Below are 26,279 nucleotides of genomic sequence, written 5' to 3'. Positions count from 1 at the left end.
AAAATTTAGGAGGTTTCACTTCATGACAGCAACAATTCAAAATGAAAAAGTGATCGTTTCCATTTCTGACAAAGGTGCAGAATTACAGAGCGTTCGCTTAAAAGAAGACAACATAGAATATTTATGGCAAGGTGATTCTACTTATTGGGGACGCCGTGCACCAATTTTGTTCCCAATTGTTGGTCGATTAGTAGATAATACATACTACGTAGACGGTAAACCATATTCATTAACACAACACGGTTTCGCTCGTGATCTTACTTTCTCTGTGAAAGAACAAAGCGAAACAAAGATCACTTATATCGTTACTAGTAATGAAGAAACATTAAAAAAATACCCATACGAATTCGAATTACTCGTTTCTTATGAGCTAGATGGACAAAGTGTTCATGTAACATATGAAGTAAACAATCCTACTTCTAAAGAAATGTTCTTCTCAATCGGCGCACATCCTGGATTCAACTTCCCTTTATTGGACGGTGAATCATTTACAGATTATCACTTATCGTTTAATGGTTCGGAACGCTTAGAAACAAGCGTATTAGAAGGACCTTATCTTTCAAACAAAAAGCAATTAATCGCTGAAAATACGACTGAATTGCCACTTACATACGATTTATTCAAAAATGATGCACTTATTTTTGAACATATGAATACAAATGAAATTTCGATTCGTTCTCATAAACATAATAAATTTGTAAAAGTAGAATTTGATGAATTTCCATTTGTCGGCGTATGGACACCAGGGGATAACGCACCTTTCTTATGTATTGAACCTTGGTATGGAATCGCTGATGAAGTAAATCCAGCAAAAGATTTCAAGGACAAAAAGGGAATTCAATCTTTACAAGCGAATGAAACATTTACATGTCGTTACAGCATCACAATCGGATAACTACTCTATCCCCTACTTCAAAAAAATATTTAAGTAGGGGATAATCTTATAATTTGGAGGTTTCTCATTTTGATTGAAATATATATTGATGGTGCATCAAAAGGAAATCCTGGTCCTTCTGGTGCAGGAGTGTTTATTAAAGGCGTTCAGCCGCCTGTACAATTATCAGTACCACTTGGAACAATGTCCAATCATGAAGCAGAATACCGCGCTTTACTTCTAGCATTAAAATATTGCATTGAGCATAATTATAGCACTGTCTCTTTTCGTACAGATTCGCAGCTTGTTGAGCGAGCTCTTGAAAAGGAATACGCAAAAAATAAAATATTTGCACCTCTTTTAGATGAAGCACTACAGTACATAAAAAACTTCGATCTCTTTTTTATTAAGTGGATTCCAAGTAGTCAAAATAAAGTAGCTGATGAATTAGCTAGAAAAGCTATCTTACAAAATTAACGGGGGTATGAGTGTGAAAAAAGAGTGGATTGCTCCTCTTGCTTTATTATTTGTCTCTTTTATTTGGGGAGCTACGTTTGTTGTCGTTCAAAACGCTATGTCTTTCGTTGGTCCATTTACGTTTAATGGTATTCGTTTTTTATTCGCTGGAATTATTTTATTATTCGTTCAAATTATTTTCTCACAGAAAACTTCAAAACAAGAATTAAAACATAGTAGTTTAGCTGGATTAATAGTTGGGTTCTTCTTATTTGTCGGCTATTTATTACAAACATTTGGCTTACTCTATACAACTTCTTCAAAAGCAGGTTTCTTAACTGGGCTAAGCATTGTTATGGTCCCAATCTTATCCTTTATCTTTTTAAAACAAAAAGCCACCATTTTCATCGTACTTGGTATTGCTGTAGCTACAACAGGTTTGTACTTATTAACAGCTGCTAATTCTTTCCAATTAAATATAGGAGATATACTTGTTCTCGGTTGTGCAGTCGCTTTCGCTGCCCATATTCTTATTAACGGCTTCTTTTCTAAAAAAATATCACCTTTATTATTAAGCACATCTCAAGTATTAGCTGTTGGTATATTTTCTTCTATTTGCGCTTTCTTGTTTGAAGATTGGGAAAAGTTATTTTCAGTATCACTATGGACGAATCAATCCTTTTTATTCGCACTCTTTCTAACTGCCCTGTTTGCAACATCTATTGCTTTTTTCATTCAAACATCGGCACAAAAACACACTTCTCCAACGAGAGTAGCAATTATTTTCGCAATGGAGCCCGTTTTTGCTGCATTAACAGGCGTTCTCGTTGCAAATGAACAACTTTCTATTTCTGCTATTATCGGATGTCTATGTATTTTTCTAGGCATGATTTTTGTTGAATTACCTTCCAAAACAAAAAAAGAAGCGCAGGCTGCGTGAAGTTACGCTTGTAACTTCCGCATAAAAGCCTTAGCGCTTTTTTTATCTGTAATTTCTTCCTCTTTCAATCGTTCTAATAACGCAACGAAATAACTACCATCAAACTGCAATTGATGTTTAATTGTCGCTTCTATTGCTGCGTTCACAATCCCATCAGACGCACCAGTATATCCTTGTCCAAACATAATAAACCCTTGTGCTTCCTCTGATAATTTAAATCCTTTCGTATGTAAGAATGAAAGATAATCTTCTACTGTTTGCATGTTATTCCCACCTACTCAAAAATTCTCCATCTCCTATCATACATGTTTTTACACGCTATGAGAATGAAATTTCTTTGACAACTTTGTAAATCAATCTTCTACTTCTCTTACAATGGAGGATTTTCTAACAATCTGAAGGAATATGTACAGTGGAACTTATTTCATATTAAAGGGGAGACACGATGAAACAAGCACTATTAATTATCGACGCTCAGCAAGAATTAATTGATGGAAATGAGCAAGAAAATGAAGTTTTTCGTAAAACCGAGCTATTATCTACACTAAATATAGCCCTCCAGAAAGCAATAGATTCAAATGCTCTTATTGTTTTCGTAAGAGATATCGATGTTGCTTCTGGTAGTGGCGAAGGATTTGAAGTACATAATCAAATTCAAGTACCCCAGTCTGCAATCTTTATTAATAAAGCAGCAACCAATTCATTCTACGGTACTTCTTTACTTGAACTTTTAAAAGAAGAAAACATTAATCATATTGTTATAGGCGGATGTAAAACAGAACATTGCATTGACACTGCCGTTAGGACAGCAACTGTACAAGGATTTGACGTTACATTAATTAAAAACGGTCATTCAACAACTGATTCTAACGTATTGTCTGCAGAACAAATTATTGGTCATCACAATAAAACTTTACACGGTCATTATAACGTTGATCATTTTTCTATGGTGCGAGATATCGAGGAAGACCTCTTTCAGCCAACTCATGACCAATATCGTGATTAAATTGGCTCAAAAAAGAATCCTTCATTTAAAAGGATTCTTTTTTATCCAAAAATTTGCGCTGCAATACTATATAGTTCACTATTTCTTTTTAATAACCGATTACTATTTTTCATCATAATTGGTGGTGTATTCACTTTTTTAAAACCAGCAACCTCTAATTCTTTCATGAAATCGTTCTTTCCTTCTGGTACATCCATTCTTAATTTTCCATTATGCCCTCTTGCTAAATCATGTACAATTCTCATTGCCATCTCATCATTTTTAGCAACAACCGGCCCTATTATCTTATTTTCTGGTGTTTGTATGCTTAAACCGTAACCTAATACATTTTGTTCCTTGTCCCTTACAACGATACACTGTTCACTTTGCATAATTCTTTTCTTTAAAAACTCTTTTCTATTTGTTCCAAACGCATATTCATCTATTTTTATTATTTTTTCTAAATCACCCTCTTCATAATTCATCACATAATCTTCATTTCTTACACAATAATCTTTCGCATTGTATGAGTTACATATGTATTTAGAAACATAACTTACTGCCCTAAATCCTAACTTTTCATATAAAGGTTTCCCTTCATCCGTAGCAATAAGCATAATTGGGGTATGAGCTGATACGCTTTTAACGCACGCTTCCGTTATTATCTTTCCAATCCCTCTCCCCTTATAATCTGGATGTACAATCACCATTCCGATAGACGCTAATTTCTCCCCATATAATATTATTGCCGCGCTAGCAATTAGTTCCTCTCTCTCATTCCAAACACCGTATACATTCCCTGCGTTAAAAATAGTCTCAATTTCTTCTCTGTTATAATCCCACCCAATATAAGAAGATAATGATACAATATTCCCTGTTTTTGCTTCCCTAAGACGCTCCACTCTAATTTCCAATTCAATCATACTCCATCCCCTTATCTAGACATTTAAATCATTATTATCAAATCAACTTGTACATGTTTCCATTTATTTATCACACACATATCCTATTTTGACCAAGACTATATTGGAAATGAGGTGACAACATGCCCATTACGAATCGATTTTCTACCACCACTAACGGCGCACTCGCTATTACAGGTAATACTTTAGGATTAAGTAAAATTAGTAATCAAAACCGTGCTGGTACAATCGGGGCAATTGGTGCGTTTATAACTACGAATACCGCTTTACAAGTACCTACTTTTCCCGCAGGTACAACGTTAACCTATACACAAAATAGTTCTACCGCTATTTTAAATATCCCTGCTGGTAGCACTATTCTTTACGCAGAACTCGTTTGGGGTGGAAACTATTTATCTCGTGATCAAAACATTACGAGTGTTCTAGGTAATCCCGTTTCATTTACAACACCCGTTTCAACATACTCAATTACTCCTTCAGCTGTTACAGCTTCAAATCAAACGTTCGTTTCAAACTCTATTACATTTGGCTTTTATACTCGTTCAGCAGACGTAACAACTCTTATTCAAGCTGGAGGTTCTGGTTCTTATACTACAGGAGCTGTCCCTGGACTTGTTGATCCTTTAGATGCTTCAAATGGATCCATTAACTCGGCCGGATGGACACTCATTGTCGCTTATCAAAACGGGACATTACCTGCAAGAAACTTAACCATTTATGTAGCTGGTAACCGTGTTTCTGCAGAAACTGGTAGTGCCGATGTATCTGTTTCTGGATTTTTAACACCTTCAGGAGGACCAGTAAGCGGGAGATTATTTTTAAGTTCTACCGAAGGAGATGCAGATTTAACCGGGGATCAAGCTTTATTTGGACCAAATTTCAGTTCATTAAATGCTTTATCTGGACCAAACAATGCTATAAATAATTTCTTCGGTTCTCAAGTTAATAATGCTGCAGGAAACTTAGATACAACAGGGACATTTGGAACGCGAAATCAAAGTGCTTCTACAAGTACAAACATCTCCGCAGGAAGACAGGGCTGGGACATTACTTCCATTGATATTTCTCCTTATTTAACAAACTCACAAGTATCCGCCGCAATCCGTTTAACAACTAACGGAGATGCGTATATGTTAAATACAGTCGGTTTACAAATTAATATAAACTCACCAAATATACAAGCGACGAAAAGCGTGAATAAAAGTGTTGCTGCAATTGGAGATATTCTCACTTATACAGTTACTATCCCTAACACCGGGCTTCTTCCTGCCAATAACGCTATTTTTATAGATAGTCTCCCTAACGGTACTTCTTTTATACCCGGCACTGTAACAGTAGATAACGTACCACAAACAAATGCTAATCCTGCGGCTGGTATATCTCTTGGAACAATCAATAATGGTGCTTCTCGTACAGTAACTTTCCAAGCTACCGTCGTTTCTCTTCCAAATCAAAACCCTATCTCTAATACTGCTAATATTACATTTCAATATACACCAATCGCTGGAGGAACAACCTTTAACGGCCTTGCAACAAGCAACTCTGCTGGAACACAAATTAACCTCGCAGATATTAATGGAACAAAATCAGTTAACAAACTTTTTACCGATATTGGTGAAACATTAACTTACAGTATTGCCTTAGCTAATATAGGAAATATCGCTGCAACGAACGTTATATATACGGATCCGATTCCTAGCGGAACTACTTTCATTCCAGGGAGTGTAACTGTTAACGGAGTTACTCAAGCTGGAGCAAATCCCGCTAATGGTATACCAATTGGTTCGATTGCAGCAAATTCCACTACTACTGTTTCATTCCAAGTGCTCGTTCCTTCTATCCCTCAAACAAACCCAATATTAAATAGTGGAACAACAACATATCAATACATTCCTGTACCTAATCAACCAGCAGTAAGTGGGACTGATACGACAAATATTGTCTCCACTCAAGTGAATAATGCTACTGTAACAATGACGAAAGCAGTAGATAAAAATTTTGCAGATATTGGTGACACACTAACGTACACCGTTTCCTTTACAGGTACAGGTAATACAAATGCGAACAATGTTATTTTTACAGATGTCATCCCTACTGGAACAACTTTCGTTCTAAACAGTTTAACAATAGATGGCACGACACAAGTGGGCGCAACTCCCGCTAACGGCGTGAATATTGGATCCATCCCAAGCGGCACAACAAAAAATGTTGCATTTCAAGTAGTAGTAAATACAATACCCGCGTCAAATGTCGTATCTAACGGATCAAGTGCTTCTTATCAATATACCGTCAACCCTAGCCAATCACCCGTTACAAAAAACATTTCTTCTAATCTCGTTTCCACTCAAATTAACAATGCGAATGTAACATTAACAAAATCAACTAACAAACAATTTGCCACAATTGGCGAAACGATAAGTTATACAATCCTTATTACAAACAGCGGAAATACAGCCGCTAATAACGTACAACTAACAGATCCACTTCCAAATGGAACGATATTAAATCCTGGTACTGTAACACTAAACGGAGTTTTGCAAAATGTAGATTCTCTCGTTGCATTACCTATCGGCACAATTCCTGGTGGAGCTACTTTTACCTTATCCTTTCAAGTAACAGTCATTAACATTACTGCCCAAAACCCTATTATTAATAATGCTTTCGCCTCTTATATTTACACTGTAAATCCAAGTTTGCCACCGACTTCAAAAACAGCAAATTCTAATTCTGTTACATCAACAATTAGACTAGCAAATCTCCACGTTAATAAATCTGTAGATAAAACGTTTGCGGAAGTTAGCGATGTATTAACTTACACCTTTGCTCTTACTAACGATGGGAATGTTGCAGCGAACAATGTATTACTATCCGATTCAATTGCGAATGGAACCGCCTTTGTACCAAATAGCGTTATAGTTAACGGTGTTACTCAACCAGGCGTTACACCAACTAGCATCAATATTGGTAGCATCAATGCTAATACTACAATTACAGCTTCATTCCAAGTAGTAATAACTAGCATTCCAAATCCAAATCCTATTTCGAATAGTGCTTCTATCTCCTACAACTTTATCGTTGATCCAAACGCTTCACCTGTAAGTAAAAACACTACTTCAACCACTACATTTACTCAAGTAAACGATGCAAATGTCATTTCAGCCAAAACAGTGAATCGAGCGTTCGCTACCGTAGGGGATACATTAACTTATACTGTTACTTTGACGAATGCAGGAAGTGTTTCTGCTGATAGTCCTACTTTCGTAGATACGAATCCAGACGGTACTACCTTTATTCCAAATACTTTTCTTATTAATGGTGTACTCCAAAATAACGCAGATCCAAATATAGGTGTTCCGCTACCTTCCATTGCTGCTAACGGCTCACTTACCGTCTCTTATCAAGTAACCATCACCTCTTTACCAACACAAAACCCAACATTAAATTCATCTAGTACACAGTATAGTTTTATTCTAAATCCGGGCGATCCACCAACTATAGAAACATCTGTAAGTAACACTGTAAGTACACAAATTAATTTAGCAAATGTAGTGATTGTCAAAGAAGTAGATTTAACTATCGCCGATGTCGGGCAACCAATCACATATACAATTTCTTTAGCTAATCTTGGAAATACTATAGCAAATAATGTTATTGTTACCGATATAATTCCTAATGGCTCCACTATCGTACCAAATAGTATTTTTATAGGTGGTACTTTACAACAAGGTGCAGACCCTAGTACCGGTCTTCAAGTCGGCTCCATTCCTTCAGGTGGTTTTACAACGATTGTGTTTCAAATAAGTGCAAATGGGCTACCTTCACCAAACCCAATTCAAAACAGCGCTTCACTTCAATATAGCTTTATCACTGATCCAAACTTACCTGCTCTTGTTAGAAACGCCGCTAGCAATATAGTAACTACACAAATTAATACTGCTAATATCGTTGCTACAAAACTAACGAGTACAAACTTCGCTGATATTGGTGATGTCATACTATATGCGACTATTTTAACAAATAACGGGAATATCCCTGCTGCTAATGTAACATTTACAGATATCATTCCAGCGGGTACCCTCTTCATTCCTAATACTGTAACGATTAATAATGTCCCTGTAGCTAACGCAAATCCTGCTACCGGCATTTCAATTGGTACGATAGGAGCGAATTCATCACGCACCGTTGCATTCCAAGTTTTTGTACCAACTATCCCTGCTGTAAATCCAATTTCAAATCAATCAGGCACAACATTCCAATATACGTATGATCCATCCAAACCAGCTGTAATGCAGATGGTTGCTTCTAACACTGTACAGACAACTATTAATAACGCCTCAATTGCCGCTACGAAATCGGTAGATAAACAGTTTGCTAACGTAAATGATATTATTACGTACACGACTACTTTAACGAATAACGGGAACACACTTGCATCAAATATAGTATTTACAGATGCTATCCCAAGCGGGACGTCTTTTATTCCAAATAGTGTAACAGTAAATGGGAATATACTACCTAATGTAAATCCAGCGAGTGGAATAGCAATTGATCCAATAAACCCGAATGCAAATACGATAATTTCGTTCCAAGTGCAAGTAAATTCCATCCCGAATCCAAATCCAATCCCGAACCAAAGCAATACAACGTACCAGTATGTCGTAGATCCTAACTTACCTCCAGCATCCGCTAATACGTTAAGTAACGTAATAACAACTCAAATTAATAACGCTACTATTGTCGCTACGAAGTCTGTGAATACACCGACAGCTGCAATTGGTGATATCGTTACCTATACGATTGCAGTAGCAAATACAGGTAATACTCCTGCTAGTGCGACTGTTTTAACGGATGGGCTTGGTGCAGGAGCTTCATTTATCCAAAACTCCGTAACGATCAATAATGTCCCACAACCAGGATTAGATCCATCACTTGGTATTCACTTGGCAGATATTTCGCCAGGAGATACTGTATTCATTACTTTTCAAGCACAAATTTTAGCGATACCACCTAGTGGCACATTAACAAATAATGCTCTTGTAAATTATGAATATACCGTGAATCCCAACCAATCACCTGCTGTTAATAGTACAATTACGAATACAACGGTTACTCCAATTATTGATGCTACTCTTTCTATAAATAAAACTGTCAATTCAACATTCGCTACTATTGGAGATACACTTACTTTCACTTCTACCATTACTAATTCCGGTAATACTACCGCAAACAATGTTATTTTTACAGATGTAATTCCAAATGGTACAACGTTTATTCCAAATAGTTTTACGGTAAATGGAACAACTATTACTAATGCAAATCCACAAAACGGTATCAATATTGGTAACTTGAATTCAAATGCATCTGCTACACTCAGTTTTCAAGTAAACATTACAACACTTCCAAACCCTAATCCAATCCCGAACAAATCATCGCTTCAATATAGCTTTATTGTAGATATAAATGAACCGCCAGTTTCACGAACAGTTCAATCTAATAAAACTTTTACACAAGTAAATACTGCTTCCGTTATCGCAACAAAAACTGCAAGCAGTGCTTTTGCTGCTGTTGGAGATACAATTACGTATACAACTATCCTCACCAATAGCGGAAATACTTCAGCAAACACACCTGTTTTTATCGATATATTACCACCTGAACTTTCATTCGTTCCTGATAGCGTACAAATTAATACAATCCCACAACTTGGATTTAGACCAGATAGCGGAATCTCTTTAGACTCAATTCCAGTTGGAGGAACGACAACAATTAGCTTTCAAGCTATCGTTGGCTCAATACCAGCTACAAACCCAACTTTGAACCAATCTAGCACAACATACTCGATCATTATTGATCCTACCCAGCCGCCGGTGACAGAAACAGCTACAAGTAATCCAACTTTAGTTCAAATTAACGAAGCGATTATTCAAGCAACGAAAAGTGTAGATCGACTATTTTCTGACGTAGCACCTGGAAATTCATTTTTAACGTATACTGTTTTATTGGATAATATAGGAAACGCAACTGCTACGAATATCATTTTTACAGATCCGATTCCAAATAACACAGTATTTATAGAAGATAGCGTTCGAGTAGGCGGAGTTTTATTGCCTGGAGTAAATCCAGCGAATGGGATACCGATTGGGGATATTATTGCTGGAGATTTTATAAACGTTACCTTCCGTGTGCAAGTAGTTAGCATTCCAAATCCAATTTTCACAATTGGACCAGGCGGACCAAACTCACCGGTTGTAAACAGCGCTTCCATTAATTATCAATTTATGACAGGTCCAAACTTACCACTCGTTTCAAGAAGTACGACGTCCAATCCAGTTTCGACACAAATAAATTCTGGGGAAATTGTGGCAATCAAATCTGTAAATAAAACTTTCGCAACAATTGGCGATACAATTTCTTATACAATTACATTAAGTAACCCTGGAAATGTCACTTCACAAAATATAATTTTTACGGATACTTTACCTGATGGAACGACATTCATATCTGGCACTCTTACAAACGATTCTGGTACACAGCAAATCGGAAATCCAGCTAACGGAATTCAGATTGGAAATATAAACCCAAATGGAACGGCCGTGATTACTCTTAACGTACTTGTTACAAACATTCCAAGTATAAATCCAATTTCTAATTCTAGCTCTGTACAATTTGCACATGTGGTCGATCCTAGCCAACCTGCCGTATCACAAACAAATGTATCTAATGCAGTTTCGACAACTATCAATAGCGCAATTTTAACAACCAAAAAAAGTGCTGATAAATCTATCGTTTCAGTTGGAGATACGATTACGTATACAACTACTATTACAAATACCGGAAATACAGCCGCAACGAATATTACTTTCACAAGCGCTATTCCAGCTAGCACTACCTTTATACCAAATTCAGTCACAATAAATGGCGTTCAGCAGTCTAGTGCGCAACCAGCACTTGGAGTAAACATACCAAATATCGCTCCTGGTGAAACAGTAACTGTTACTTTCCAAGTAAATGTTATTTCTGTTCCCCCTTCCAGTTCAATTATGGGTAATGACACAATTTTATATTCTTATACTGTTAATCCAAACAGCGCTCCTGCTACTACCTCTACTTCAACGAATATTGCTACAAACCCTGTATTAAATGCTATGATAACGATGGTAAAATCGGTCGATCAAACCCTTGTAACACTAGGCGATACCATAACCTATACGACAATTTTAACGAATAACGGTAATACAAATGCAACGAATATTACTTTCACGGATCTTATACCAAATGGTACAACATTTATTACTGATAGCGTTACAATAAATGGACTCACACAAATTGGATTGAATCCTAATACAGGCATAACGATTGGATCAATTGCTCCTAACAGCTCAATATCTATAGCATTTCAAGTTACCGCTACTTCTACCCCTGTTCAAAATCCTATTGCCAATTCCGCTACTGCTTCTTACACATTTATTGCTGATCCCAATGCACCTATTGTTTCAAGAAACGTTACTTCAAACACAGTGTTTACTACGATTAATACAGCTACCATTCTTTCATTAAAACAAGTCGATAAATCCTTTAGTCGTATTGGAGACACACTCACTTATACTGTCGCTTTAACAAACAATGGAAACTCATCTGCACAAAATGTTATATTCACAGATACCGTGCCAAGTGGAACTACATTTATTGCAAACACATTTTCTATTAATGGAGTTCCTCAAAGTGAGGCGGATCCATCGAACGGTGTGAATATTGGGATAATAACAGCCGGGACTACAGTAACAGTTTCGTTCCAAGTTACTGTTACATCATTACCAACCGAAAACCCAATTGTAAATTTCTCATCAACATCGTATCAATTAGTCTCACCACCTGACTCAGAAACTTCAATTAGTAATCCTGTTTCAACACAGATTAAAGAAGCCATATTATCTATGACGAAAAATGAAAGTGTATCCTTTGCAGATATCGGGCAAACTGCTTTTTATACTACTTCTATTACCAATATAGGCAATACCGATGCAACTAATATTGTATTCACAGATGCATTACCAAGTGGACTCACATTTGTTCCTAACACATTAACTGTCGATGGTGTTTTACAACCTAACGCGAATCCAAATACAGGTGTATTACTTGCAACACTTCCACCAAATGAAATATATAGTATCGTCTTTCAAGTTACAGTGAACAGCATTCCTCCTAGTAACCCTGCACCAAATACAGCATCAACCACGTATGAGTTTACTGTTAATCCAAGTAATCCGCCGGCATCGAGTGCAGCTACTTCCAACACTACACTTCTTCAAATAAACAACGCAACTATTATTACCACAAAAACAGCAAATCTTACTTTTGCGGACATTGGTAATACAATAACATTTACACTTAACCTTCCTAATACCGGGAATGTGACCGCAACTGATGTAACTATTATCGATATTCTTGATAGCAATTTAAGTTTCGTTCCAAATAGTTTCACAGCTAATGGGCAAACCATTCCAAACGCCGATTTATCAACTGGTGTAAATATTGGTTCCATTAATGGTGGTAATACGGCAATCGTTACATTCCAAGCAACTGTTATTACACTTCCAACACTTAATCCTATTTCTATTTCTAATTCTGCTTCTACCACATATCATTATGTCGTTGACCCTAGCCAGCCACCTATTACAACTTCCAATCAATCTAATACAACGACAACACAAATTAATAGCGCTATCCTTACTGCACAAAAAAATTCAAATGTATCAACGGTAGATATCGGGCAGGATATTACCTACACCGTTACAATTACAAATGGCGGAAATGTTAGTGCAACGAATGTTATTTTTACCGATCTTATTCCAGACGGAACTTCCTTTGAACCGAATAGCTTTACACTGAACGGAACTAGCATCCCAAATGCAGACATCATTACAGGCGTTCCAATCGGTGATATCGCGCCAAACGAATCTGTCATCGTAGCATTTCACATTATCGCAAATGAAATTCCGCCTATAAATCCACTTACTAATCAAGCTAGCGTTAGCTTTCAACATATCGTTAATCCAGCTAATCCTCCAGTTTCAAAAAATATTATTTCTAACAACGTGACAACCAAAATTGAAAGTGCTATTTTAAATACTATTAAAATAGGAGATAAAACTTTTGCAACGATTGGTGATACGATTACGTATACAACGACTATTACGAACACAGGCAATATTCCTGCTAACAACGCTATATTCTCAGACCCTTTACCATCGTGGACACAATTTGTTGCAGGATCAGTTATTGTTGATGGCACTCCATTACCATCCGCTTCGATTATTAACGGTGTTGGCATAAATACAATCAATCCAAATCAAACTGTTACAATCATATTCCAAGTACAAATCGTAAGTAATCCAACAACGTTCACACCTGAACTCCAAAACTTAGGATTTGTTAACTTCCAATATAACATAGGCAATGCATTACTGGCTCAGCCTGGCAATGTGGAAACGAATGTCTTCGTTACTTCTATTAATACAGCCATACTTTCAGCTGTAAAAACTGCTAATACAGCCTTTGCAAATATTGGAGATACGATCACTTATACAGTTTCGATTCAAAATAACGGCAATACAAACGCTACGAATGTAAATTTCTCAGACCCAGTTCCAACTGGAACGACCTTTGTTGAAAATAGTTTTGCTGTAAATGGAAGTACCATTCCAGGCGCAAATCCAAATAACGGAGTGAATATCGGAACAGTTAGCGCAGGTAGTTCCTTAACCGTTACTTTCCAAGTCATAGTTACATCTACTCCACCTTCAAATCCGATTACAAACGTAGCATCTATTCAATACGCATTCATCGTTGATCCGGCCTCTCCTCCTGTTACAGGCACGATAAATTCTAATAGCGCTTCAACACAAATTAATAACGCGACTGTTACAACTGTTTTACAAGCAAATCGTTCAATTGTATCTATCGGGGATGTAATTACGTATACAGCATCATTAACGAATACTGGAAACTTCCCTGCAAACTCTGTATTACTCATTAACGGAGTTCCTGAAGGAGCATTATTTGTTCCAAATAGTGTTACGCTCAACGGGATTTCACTTCCAGATGCAAGTCCAACTCTCGGTATTCCAGTTGGTATTATCGCACCAGGTGATTCCGCTACTATTACGTTCCAATTTCTTGCAAGTTCTATTCCACCGCAAGGAGCGATTATAAATCAAGCACTTACAAGTTACACGTATATTGTCGATCCAAGTCAACCTCCTGTTACAGCAACATCCTCGTCTAATACGGTTAATACAGCTGTTGTTGATGCATCGTTATCCGTAATTAAAAGTACAGATTCTCTCGTACAATCTACTGACGGTACAATCACTTACACAGTAGTCGTTCAAAACAACGGAAATACTACTGCAAATACAGTTACTTTAACAGATTTGGTCCCAGAAGGAACTGCATTTATTCCGAATAGCGTAACTATTAATAGTGTTTCCGTTCCAGGTGCCAATCCTAACGTAGGAATACCATTAAACTCCATCGCACCGTCAGAAAACGTCACTGTAACATTCCAAGTTATCGTTCAATCTATTCCAAGCGTGAACCCAATTTCTAATACAGCCCGTATTGACTATACTTTTATCGCCGATCCAACTGCTCCTATCATCTCTCGAACAATTACGTCTAATCCTGCTTTCACACAAATTTCGGATGCGACTATCCTTTCTTTAAAAGCAGTCAATGCACCTCAAGCAACAACAGGTGATATTTTGACTTACACAATAACACTAGAAAATACCGGAAATATTCCAGCTGCGAATCTCATATTTTCAGATACGATTCCCCAAGATACTACATTCGTAGAAAATAGTTTTACACTTAATGGAACAGCTATACTTGATGCCAATCCAAATGTAGGTGTTACTTTACCTACCTTAGCAGCAAACGATACTCACCTTATTTCGTTCCAAATTCTTATTAACGATTCATTCTCGCGAGAATCGATTACAAATCAATCCAATACAACATATACAATCCAACCAGACCCAGGGCAACCGCCTATTACTGAAACATCTACTAGTAATATCGTCATTACAAATTTCGTGCAAGCACAATTGACAATTACAAAAACATCCAATCCAACAACTGTAGATATTGGCGGAACTATACTTTATATTTCTGAAGTGAAAAATATCGGTAATGTTGACGCAATAAATATTGTTTTCACAGATTCTATCCCAGCTGGGACTACATTCGTTCCTGATAGTGTCACAATTAACGGTGTCCTTCAGCCAGGTCTAAATCCTGAAAACGGAATACCGATTGGAACAATTCCAGCAAATAGTTCCAAAACGATACTATTTCAAGTGCAAACAAATAATCCACCTACTGAAACCGAAATTGTAAATCAATCTTCAGCAACTTACCAATATGTAAGTATCCCTACAGCCCCACCAGTAAATCGCTCTGCAAATTCTAACATTGTTACAACATCACTTCAAAACGCAAATATTATTTCTGTTAAAAGCGCGGATGTAACTTTTGTATCAATCGGGCAAATTATTACCTACACAAATACACTACAAAATATAGGAACCGTTCCAGCTAACAATACCGTGTTCATTGATAACATTCCGGAAGGTACTATATTTATTGAAGATAGCTTAGCAATAAATAATGTAACTCAGCCTGGCGCTAATCCTGAAAACGGAGTAACTCTCGGCACGATACAACCAAATGAAACAGTCACTATTTCATTCCAAGTACAACTTACAAATATACCAGAGGGCAATACAGTCATTAATATTTCAGACACTTCGTACGAATACCAAATTGACCCTAGTTCTCCAATTATTCAGCGTAGATCGTTATCAAATGCAGTAAATACTGAAGTGCGAACGGCAAATGTTAGTGCAATTAAATCCGCTAACAGATCCATTACACGTATCGGTCAAATCATCACATATACAGTCGCAGTTACAAACGCCGGTACAATACCTATTACAAATACTCTCCTACTTGACGCAATTGCTTCTGGCACCACATTCGTTCCAAATAGCATTCTTGTAGATGGCGTACCAAGACCTAACGAAAATCCAATTACCGGTATTAATCTTGATATAATTCTTCCAAATAATACGATTATTGTTACGTTCCAAGTAAGCGTAGTCTCTATACCGCCACAAAATAACATTAATAATATCGCCGTCATTCACTATGAGTATCGACCAGACCCAAGCGGACCACCAATTTCAGAAACAACCTCTTCCAATAGTACAAATATACAATTTATTGATGCTATTCTTATTGCTACAAAATCCGCTAATACTGTATTAGCTAACATTGATGAAACCATTGAATATACAGTATTCATTCAAAATAATGGATCGACTACAACTAACTCCATCTTTTTTACAGATACTATAGCGGATGGAACAGTATTTATTCCAGGAAGTGTAATAGTTAACAATACTGTACTTCCTGCAGCAGATCCGAATATCGGCTTTTCCATTCCTAATGTCGTAGCAGGTCAAATGGCTACAATAACATTCCAAGTTTCCGTTACGAATTTACCTGCTGTAAATCCAACACCTAATACTGCAAACATCGTTTACGACTTTATTTTCAATCCTGACTTTGCGCCAATTCAAAAATCTACTACTTCCAATACTACTTTCGTTCAAATTAATGATGCTGATATCATTTCACTTAAAACTGTTGATTTGACCTCTGTAACAATTGGTGACATTTTAACTTATACAACAACTTTAACGAATACAGGGAATACGGATGCCACTACTGTTGTATTTACAGACAATATACCTGATGGAACAACCTTTATTGATGGTAGCGTTTTAGTAAATAACATTCCTCAGCTTAATGCCAACCCAAGTGCAGGTATACTTGTAGGAACGATTGCTCCTAATATTTCTATCCCAGTCACATTTTCTGTTACCGTCGTAGCTCTTCCTGCTAGTGGCCATGTTCAAAATCAATCAACTTCTCGTTATACAATAAACGTGGAAGAACAAATATCCACTAGCAATATTACCTTCACTGAAGTTATTTCTGCTAATGTAATTGCGACAAAAACAACACCTATCCAATATGCTGACCTACAAACTATTATCCCTTACACTATTTCCATTACAAACAATGGGAATATACAAGTAGAAAACATTATTGTTACAGATATCATCCCAGCAAATACGAGCTTTATAGAGAATAGTGTTATCGTGAATGGCAACGCTCGGCCAAATGACAATCCACTTAACGGTATACAAATTGATAACATTCCGCCTAATACGACAGCAACCATTCTATTCCAAGTACGGGTTACTTCGATTCCACAAACAAATCCAATCTCTAACACGAGTACAATTGAATATGAATACACGGTACCAAATCGACCACCTATTACCGAAACTATTATTTCATCAGCTGCTTTAACAGAAATTAATCATGCGAATTTGAATAGTAATAAAGCTGTTGACCTTGCATTTGCAACGGTTGGTGATACGTTAACGTATACGATTACACTAAATCAAACCGGTAATGTTGCAGTAAATGATGTAATCATTCAAGATATTATTCCTCAAGGTACTACGTTTATAGAAAATAGCGTCATTGTAAACGGAGAAACTCTTCCAGGAGTGAATCCAGTAAGCGGCATACCAATTGGTACTATAACTATTGGTGGAGATGCTATCGTTTCATTCCAAGTAACTGTGACTTCTATTCCAACACCAAATGAACTAAACAACAACGCAATTACTACTTTTAACTATATAGTCAACCCAAATAACGTACCTGTTACAAATACGACTACAACAAATACTGTCAAAACTACTGTCCAAAATGATAATGTCATTGCTTTTAAGTCTGCTGATGTAACAAACGCCTTACCTGGTCAAACTTTAACGTATACAATTACGATTACGAATAGCGGTAATGTAACGATTGAAGACCTTCTTGCCATAGACGCCGTACCAATAGATACGACTTTTGTTGCTGGTAGTGTTACGATTAACGGAATCAATCAGCCTAATGAGAATCCTGAAAATGGTATTACGTTAGGAAATCTTGCTCCTAATGAATTTGTTATTATTACGTTCCAAGTGACAATATCTTCTTCTACTCTTCAATCTACAATTAATAATGATGCTTCTGTTTCCTATACCGTTATCATTGATCCAACAAAACCACCTATTACAATTACAAAGCAAACAAATACCGTTACAACGACAGTCATTGATCCAATGGTTCGTATTGAAAAAACAACTGACAAATCTATTGTCGTTATAGGAGATATCATTACATTCACATTAGCGGTATTTAATCACTCCCCAATTCCGACAATCAGCACTTCTGTTATAGACACAATTCCAGCTGGTACAACATTTATAGAAAACAGCGTAACAATTAACGGTACTCCCGTTCCAAATGTTCGTCCAGACACTGGTATTAATATCGGCTCTTTACCTGCAGATTCAGTAGCAACTATAACATTTCAAGTCCTCGTAACTTCTATTCCTTCAAACAGTACAATTATAAATTCTGCAACAGTTACCGCTGCCTTTCAATTGACACCACAGGATCCAATTATTACTTTCATTGTTAATTCAAATATCGTTCGTATACCAGTTCAATTTATAACTACAACAGTCACGAAAAATGCTTCCGTCAGCTCTGCTTATTTAAATCAATATTTTGATTACACGGTGCGCATTACGAATACTTCCAAAATTTCACTCTCAAATATTTCATTACAAGATACTATTCCAGCAGGTTTACAATTTATAAACGGCACTGTCTTTATTAACGGTGAACGCTCTCCACTAGCGAATCCGAATATCGGTTTCCTAGTCGCTACTAATTTGGAACCAAACGAAACAATTATCGTGTTATTCACAGTACAAGTAATAAGTCCACCTGTTAATAATCCCTTTAAAAATACAGCCAATATTTCGTTACAACTTCAAGTCTCACCTACCGACCCACCAATTACAGTAACCGTTACAAGTAACGAAAACATCGTCACCTTTGTTTCAGAAAATCCAGATGAAACACTTCCAAATTTAAATTGCTTCTTTGACGGTGAGCGCTTCATTCGTATTACTCCTCGAAATGTACGAAATTACCTTTGGACTTGGATTTGGTGGAAGTAATTGAAACAAAAAAGAGATTGTAGTTTGGTTGAAACCAAATTACAATCTCTTTTTCATTACCTATATTCCACTACGTTGTAACTCGTCCAATGATATACGATTAAACACCATCTCAAGTTATTTTAGTCGTAATAAGTTGGCCAGCTTCATTAATAGTAACTTTCCATTTCACTCCACTAGCAGTCTTCATGATTATACCTTTACTTGCCTCTATTTCAATATCTCCAAACATTCTTCCTCCAGTTGTCGCTAACCAAGCACTCCCATTTTCCATAGAAGATCTTGCAAAGATACGATTAATTCGAAAACGCTTATGGTCTTGAGAATAACCACTTAATGTAATTCTAACTTTATATAACTGACTCGCCTTCATATTCGATATAATTGTATCGCCAACATTTAATGGAACATCCAACGCGATAACCCAACTTCCAGTTGCACTTAATGCATATTCAATTTTAATTTTCTTTGGACTCTCTCCCCACCCAAAATACATTCCAAAACAATTTAACATTTGTATTGGTTTTTTCGTAAAATCCAGTTCAATTACAACTGGATTACTATCTGGAACGTCAATATAGTTTACACTTTGTTCATCTATTAAATTAAAGCAATTTGTGAGATTTCCCCCGTACGGCACTTTTCCACTTACTTGCTTAACGTTATATTTCTGCTGAGCATTTACTAAAATATCATCTTGATTTCCTATTAAATGAGGTCTATTTAACGTCAAAGGTAACTGAATTCGTAGAGATTCTTCATAAGTAGACTTACAAACATTGTATTGTCCTTTATCTACAATAGTTGTCGAAAGCAGATTTGAAAAAAGGTAGTTACGATGAGAATTGGAAGAAAATTCAATGACAATTTGTTCACTACTCATCCGGTACGTATCCCAGATCATACAATCAAATGTATTATACGCACCTGAACAACGAATTACTTTGTTCGTTTGTTGTCTACATTGCACTTGAATATCATGAAACGTATTTCCTGAACTTTCATTTGGCAAATCACTATTTCCATCTACTTCAATCCCATACACACATCCATCAATAAATATAGATTGAAATACATTGGCGTTAATCCAACAAGGTGTATTAATATCATCTATATACTCTGTTTTCAAATATATTGCAGTTTGAAAGTTTTTAATTTGAATAAATTTAACTTGAAAGAAACTAATATAATCCCATGCCTTTTGACAATAAAAATGTATAGCTTTTCCTTTATACGATGGAGTTGTATTTATTATATTTATATTTGATATAACAGATTGATTAGGTACTTCGATTTGTTGTGAACCAGAAACATAAATAACAGCAGATTGAAACAATGGATTTATAACTTGAATAGTACCACCAACTATCGAAGCGTTACTTTGTAGCTCAAATGCATTAAAATCTCCATCAATTTGCAGCGTTACGGTAGGATCTAACTCTAATCTTACGTTTGATTTAATAACAATCGGCTTTACAATTTTGTACGTATTTACTCCTGTAATTTTTACTGTCGAAATTCGGTTAGCTACACAATAATCAATAGCTTGTTGAATTGCTAATGAGCTATCATTTACCGAGTTTGGAACTGCGCCAAAACAATCAATGTGAACGCTACTTTCTGGCGCACAATCTTCTTGGGAAGAAATATATTCTGACAAAATAAATTCACTCCTCATATTACCTTTTTTCATATAATATGTGAGTTCTCTCTTAAAAGTTTCTATAATAAAAAAAACAAACGACCTACTCGGTCATTTGTTTAACTCATATATATTTTTCGTTTCTTCTATCATTTTAGTTAACGAGAAATACCTCACTGCTTTCTCTCGTGCTTTCAATCTAATATCATTTACCCTTTCTTCATTCCCTTGTAGTTCTTCAAGTGCACTTGCGAATTCAGATTCGCAATATTCAGATATCAAAACGCCTGACTCTCCATCTATTACCGCTTCATTTATTCCGCCAACATCTATTGAAACAATTGGTGTCCCTGTAGCCATCGCTTCAATTACTACCATTGGAAACACTTCACGAAAAGATAATAAAAGTAAGGCATCCATATTCCCTATAAACTCATGCGGCTCTGAAATATTCCCTATCATCTTCACCCTTTGCTGCAATCCATATTTTTCTATTTCTTTCATAATCGATTCTTTCTCTGGTCCATCACCAGCAATATAAAACATAAAATCATTTCTCTTTTTCAACACATTTGCAATTTTGACAAATAGTTGATGGTTTTTCTCTTTGGATAATCTAGCTAATATCCCTATTTTATATGTAGGTTCTTTCTTTTTCTGCTGGAATAAAAACTTTTCAATATCGACACCGTTATAAATTGTATTTATTTTTTCTTCTGCTACATGAATTGAAATTAAATTATTCTTTTCAAACTCACTTACTGTAATAATATTGTTTACATATTTATTCATGAAATAACGAAAAAGCGTTGGCATTTTCTTTTCTAATATCGTTACATTATGCTTCGTATAAACAATTTTCATCTTTTTTTTAATAAACTTTTGAATTAGAAAAGCATATAATACCATTCGCAAACTATTTGCATGAATAAGTTCTATCTTTCGTTTACAAATTTCGTTTCGTAAATAATAAATATTTCTCAAATGATTCCATCGACTAAGTAATATAAAATTTTCTTTTCTAGTAAGAGATTCATATAGTTCTCCATCACCTGCAGCTGTATAAATCTTAAAATCATCATAACGCAAATTACTTTCCAATTTACAGAAATAGCTTTCGGCTCCGCCAGTTATCAATTTATCTGTCATCAACAGTATATTCATAATTGCGTCTTCCCAACTACATTGATTTTATTTTTTTTATAAGCATGATAAGCATACTTACTAAAATAGTAAAAAATTTGCACCGAATTCAGTCGTTCTTGTTCCCTTAACAATTTCCAATACCGAAAAGCTGCTCTAATTTTATTTCTAGAAACAGAATTTGTAACAATTCTATATTTTGCTAACACTTGCTGTATCCCTTTTGCTTCATACCCTTCATGTAATAAGTTCAGCCATAACGCTGTATCCTCCGGCTGTATACTAGGCATTTCGACATACGGAATTTTTTCACGATCAATCATCACTGTTAAACACCCGATAATTGTATTTCCTACTAAATAATGATAGTCAACAGATTTTGGTACACTCACTTCACGATTTAATTCATTACCATTTTCATCAATTAAACTATACGACGCATATGAAAAAGCTATATTCATTTCTTCCATAAATAACAATTGTGTCTTCAATTTATGTGGCAACCATATATCATCACTATCTAAAAAGGCAATGTACCTTCCTCTTGCCTCTTGGATCGCTAAATTCCGAGCTTTAGCAGCACCAACATTTTCTTTTAATGATAATAACCTAATTCGTGAGTCTCCTTCTATTATCTCTTTAATTTTTGCGGCAGATTGGTCGGTTGAACCGTCATCAACGATAATCATTTCCCAGTTTTCATACGATTGATTCTGTACAGATGAAATTGTCTCACCTATAAATCGTATACTATTATAAGAAGGTGTTATTACAGAAACATAAGGCGGCTCGTTATGTGCTGATAGACATTTTACCATCTATCTTTCCCCTTCCTTCATATATTGAAATATACTTCACAACAACTGCTAAAAATAAAAAGAACGCTTCGTTAATAATGAGTGACAATGACATCATCTGAAATAAAAATGCAATCATAGTCAATAGAAGATATGGTTTTTCACGAAACAAAGTATGCTGCGCTAACTTAAACATTAATATGAATAAAAACGCACTATATAGAAGAAAACCAATTGTACCCGATTCAGACAAAATTTCTAAAAATGTATTGTGTACATATAATTTTTCATTAAATTGATACTCATAATAATTCGAGAAGTTAAACGCACCAATTCCGATATATGGATTGGATAAATAATATTTAAAAGCAGCTTCCCATAATGTAAATCTACCACTTCCATTATCATGGGAAAAATCAGAAATTCGTTTATTTAATATGTCATCTAATTGGCCCCCCATTACACTATTCGATAAACTAAAAATAACTACACTAAACAATACTAAACTCATAATTATTTTTATTTTTTTAGCGAAACTAGACATACATATATATACAAAAATGACAAGCACAAGCGCTAATATTCCCCCTCTTGAAAAGGTTAATAGACTCGTCGTAACACATAAAATCAATCCTAAGATGTTAGTAATATTTTGTAAATTCGTCATATAGTACATAAAAAATATTGTATTATAAAAAATAAAAATGTTAGGATCATCTAGCAATCCAATTAATCGTGGATATCCTCTATCCACTAATAACCCAGCAAAAATTTCTCTCTCTTCTCCACCGTATAAACTAAAGTATTGTAAACCAATTATATATAGTATTAGACTTACAACATTAAATACTACTCCTACATAAGCAATAGATGATTCAAGTACCACTATTTCAGTATTCCCCAATAAATTCCTCATTATAAAATAGCATCCTAACACGAGTAGCACGCCAAAAATCATACGAATACTAGCATTTAAATACATAGAAAGAATTCCACTTAAACAATAAATGAAATAAAACAGTAAAAATACAACTTCATGAAAATATAACTTTTGAATATGAAAGTTTTTAATTGTTAAACAAAAATATATGACTAAAAAAATCATATATATCTTCAATGAAAATCCAATATATAAATTGTATTTACTTAACATAACAAATAATATTAGAAGAATAATCCATCCCATCGATACTTTCATATTATTTTCCATAGGCTATATCCCCTGTTTCGTAATATAATCCTTTTTGCGTATTTTTCTTATAAAAGAAAGAAGAAGTTTTTTCAGCTCATAATCATATAGGAATATGGCAGCTACTACGATTAATATATTAAGAACAAGCGCAATTAAATGATATGTATGCAATATATATTGCACTCCAATAAAGGTTACACCAAAATAAATTGTATACGGTATTACAATTTGGAATACAATTTTTTTCTTCACTACACTTACCGCTATGTATCCCACTAAAGCGACGATTTCAAATAAAACCATAGCGTATGCCGCTCCTATCACTCCACCAATACTACTAAAGCTATAAAGCATAACCCCACCTATCACCAATGCTACACACTGCACAACAGTCCTCTTATTTTGACATCCACTCGTCGTTAAACCGTCAGCAATGGCAATATTTAAACTTTGTAGCACAATAAGAAATGATAATATTTGGAGTGGTTCTACTGCATCGCTCCATTCTTCATGAAAAAATATAGAAATAAAGTATGGTGCTAAATGATATAAACCGATTGTCATACATATTCCTACAATCGCCATTGATTTAATTTGAAGCAAATTTAATTTCGTATGCTCTTCTATATTATTCTGGTTATAATGCTTAAAAAGCACTGGAAAAAATGCACCTGCAATTACCCCTGGTACTTGATATAAAGCTGCCGGCATCCGGTACGCCACTGCAAAAACACCTACCATACTTAATGGCAATGTATAGTTAAGCAAGATAGGCGCTAATTGTGGCGTACTCATTATTAAAAAACCGCTTATAATAAAGGGAGTTAATTGCCAAAATAACGCTTTATGAATTACGACTTTCATATTCATTTTCGTCTTTCTTCTCATGATATATATACTGAATAAACCGCCGATCATATACCCAAAAGCATATAAGCGAGCCGTTACATACACCGGTAACTCTCCGAAAATACAAAAACATGTAATTATAATGACAACTGATGCTGATACAACTTTTATGAGCGCTATATACTTCATACGTTCCGTCAGTTGAAAATAGGCAATTCCTATGTTTTGCCAAGTTAATCCTATTAACATGAAAAACATTACGTTTATCATCATATAAATTAAATTTTTATCCGCATACATATAATGAATAACAATATAACCGATTATAGAAATAAGAATAAGTAGAATCATCCTTATTTTTATATACGATGATAAAATCTTCTCTAAATCTGCTCCATCCTTTGCCCCTTCTCGAAGAAACGTATTACTAAGTCCTAAATCTGTAAAAAATAACATAACAAACGTCACTGCTATGGCAACACTAAACATCCCATAATGTTGTGCGTTAAAAAAGTTTGCTAAAACAATTAAACTGACGGCCTGAAGAAGGTTAGCTAAAATCGTACTATAAAATAGATGGATAATATTGTTTAGAATAGATCTACCCATACAAGTTCTCCTTTGCAAGTAACCTACTTACATATGTTGTTTGTTTACCTTTATATTTATCTTGCACCGTTACCGTTCAATACAATTAAAACGGTTTTACATAAAATACGGATGTCCATCCGAATCGTTTTCATTTCAATATACTCCATATCCAGCCTCAACTTTTCCTTTGGATCAAGATTATACCCTCCATTTATTTGTGCCCATCCGGTTAATCCTGGTTTTACCATTAAACGTTCCTTAAATTCTGGAATATACGCATCAAATTCATTATAAAAAAACTCTCTCTCTGGTCTAGGACCTACAAAAGACATATCTCCTCTTAAAATATTTAAAAGTTGCGGTAATTCATCAATTCTCGTTTTCCTTATAAACAATCCAACTTTTGTAATTCTTGGATCATGTTCTTTTGCCCATTGTGGGCCATTTATTTCAGCATCCTTTACCATCGATCTTAATTTAAATACATTAAACTTCTTCCCGTTTATACCTAAACGTTCTTGAAAGTAAATTGGAGCCCCTGATGTTTCTAAAGTAATCATAATACAAAAGAACAACATAATTGGTATCGTTAATAGTAACAATATGATTGAAAATATAATATCAAACAAGCGTTTTACACTTCGATTCAATATGCTAGGCTTTTCTTGAGCTGGAATCGTATACAACTTGGCTTGATTTGTTTCACGAATCATGGATCGTTACCCC

Annotated in this window: 13 protein-coding genes; 5 read left to right on the top strand and 8 right to left on the bottom strand. The window is 35.3% G+C overall.

All coding sequences use genetic code 11. The features are described from left to right. The first annotated feature begins 22 nt into the window (after nucleotides 1–22). From HMPREF2590_RS17410 to HMPREF2590_RS17400, 3 genes are all read left to right on the top strand, one after another. Nucleotides 23–895, top strand: a complete 873-nt coding sequence (locus HMPREF2590_RS17410) for an aldose 1-epimerase family protein (protein ID WP_000127395.1) — start codon at nucleotides 23–25, stop codon at nucleotides 893–895. Between the two features lie 69 nt (nucleotides 896–964). Beyond that, a complete protein-coding gene (locus tag HMPREF2590_RS17405; protein ID WP_070861479.1) occupies nucleotides 965–1,351 on the top strand; it encodes a reverse transcriptase-like protein in 387 nt (128 codons plus the stop codon). 13 nt (nucleotides 1,352–1,364) lie between these two features. Then, a complete protein-coding gene (locus HMPREF2590_RS17400) occupies nucleotides 1,365–2,270 on the top strand; it encodes a DMT family transporter (protein WP_000712603.1) in 906 nt (301 codons plus the stop codon). A gap of 2 nt (nucleotides 2,271–2,272) precedes the next feature. On the opposite strand, the gene HMPREF2590_RS17395 is transcribed toward HMPREF2590_RS17400, so the two are convergent. Further along, nucleotides 2,273–2,533 carry a DUF6123 family protein gene (locus HMPREF2590_RS17395; RefSeq protein ID WP_001195212.1) on the bottom strand — a complete coding sequence of 87 codons (261 nt, stop codon included), beginning with the start codon at nucleotides 2,531–2,533 and terminating at the stop codon, nucleotides 2,273–2,275. A 182-nt stretch (nucleotides 2,534–2,715) separates the two neighbouring features. Here HMPREF2590_RS17395 and HMPREF2590_RS17390 point away from each other — a divergent pair, with 182 nt between their 5' ends. Beyond that, nucleotides 2,716–3,276: a cysteine hydrolase family protein gene (locus tag HMPREF2590_RS17390; protein WP_000806320.1), complete on the top strand. Its 561-nt coding sequence runs from the start codon at nucleotides 2,716–2,718 to the stop codon at nucleotides 3,274–3,276. A 41-nt stretch (nucleotides 3,277–3,317) separates the two neighbouring features. On the opposite strand, the gene HMPREF2590_RS17385 is transcribed toward HMPREF2590_RS17390, so the two are convergent. Further along, a complete protein-coding gene (locus HMPREF2590_RS17385) occupies nucleotides 3,318–4,178 on the bottom strand; it encodes a GNAT family N-acetyltransferase (protein ID WP_000571012.1) in 861 nt (286 codons plus the stop codon). Between the two features lie 122 nt (nucleotides 4,179–4,300). Between HMPREF2590_RS17385 and HMPREF2590_RS17380 the strand changes: the two genes are divergently transcribed. After that, nucleotides 4,301–19,339, top strand: coding sequence for a DUF11 domain-containing protein (locus tag HMPREF2590_RS17380; protein WP_070861477.1), 15,039 nt, complete (start codon nucleotides 4,301–4,303; stop codon nucleotides 19,337–19,339). A gap of 112 nt (nucleotides 19,340–19,451) precedes the next feature. Here the strand turns inward: HMPREF2590_RS17380 and HMPREF2590_RS17375 are convergent, their stop codons facing one another. From HMPREF2590_RS17375 to HMPREF2590_RS17350, 6 genes are all read right to left on the bottom strand, one after another. Beyond that, entirely contained in the window at nucleotides 19,452–20,999 is a 1,548-nt protein-coding gene (locus HMPREF2590_RS17375; protein ID WP_000006064.1) for a glycoside hydrolase family protein, read from the bottom strand. Nucleotides 21,000–21,092: 93 nt separating this feature from the next. Further along, nucleotides 21,093–22,145 carry a glycosyltransferase family 4 protein gene (locus HMPREF2590_RS17370; protein WP_001023700.1) on the bottom strand — a complete coding sequence of 351 codons (1,053 nt, stop codon included), beginning with the start codon at nucleotides 22,143–22,145 and terminating at the stop codon, nucleotides 21,093–21,095. After that, the gene (locus tag HMPREF2590_RS17365) at nucleotides 22,142–22,942 is read right to left on the bottom strand and encodes a glycosyltransferase family 2 protein (protein WP_000237686.1); all 801 of its coding nucleotides are present in this window, start codon (nucleotides 22,940–22,942) and stop codon (nucleotides 22,142–22,144) included. Before HMPREF2590_RS17365 ends, HMPREF2590_RS17370 begins: the two co-directional genes overlap by 4 nt. Beyond that, on the bottom strand, nucleotides 22,917–24,131 hold the full coding sequence (locus HMPREF2590_RS17360) for an O-antigen ligase family protein (protein ID WP_000429878.1): 1,215 nt from the start codon (nucleotides 24,129–24,131) through the stop codon (nucleotides 22,917–22,919). The genes HMPREF2590_RS17365 and HMPREF2590_RS17360 overlap by 26 nt, the downstream gene beginning before the upstream one ends. Nucleotides 24,132–24,134: 3 nt before the next feature. After that, the gene (locus tag HMPREF2590_RS17355; RefSeq protein WP_000533732.1) at nucleotides 24,135–25,571 is read right to left on the bottom strand and encodes an oligosaccharide flippase family protein; all 1,437 of its coding nucleotides are present in this window, start codon (nucleotides 25,569–25,571) and stop codon (nucleotides 24,135–24,137) included. A 56-nt stretch (nucleotides 25,572–25,627) separates the two neighbouring features. Continuing rightward, the gene (locus HMPREF2590_RS17350; protein WP_000617642.1) at nucleotides 25,628–26,266 is read right to left on the bottom strand and encodes a sugar transferase; all 639 of its coding nucleotides are present in this window, start codon (nucleotides 26,264–26,266) and stop codon (nucleotides 25,628–25,630) included. Nucleotides 26,267–26,279: the final 13 nt, after the last annotated feature.

The sequence above is a fragment of the Bacillus sp. HMSC036E02 genome (assembly GCF_001836235.1).
GTDB classification, from domain to species: Bacteria; Bacillota; Bacilli; order Bacillales; family Bacillaceae_G; genus Bacillus_A; species Bacillus_A cereus.
This window is presented reverse-complemented; position numbering and strand designations above follow the sequence as displayed.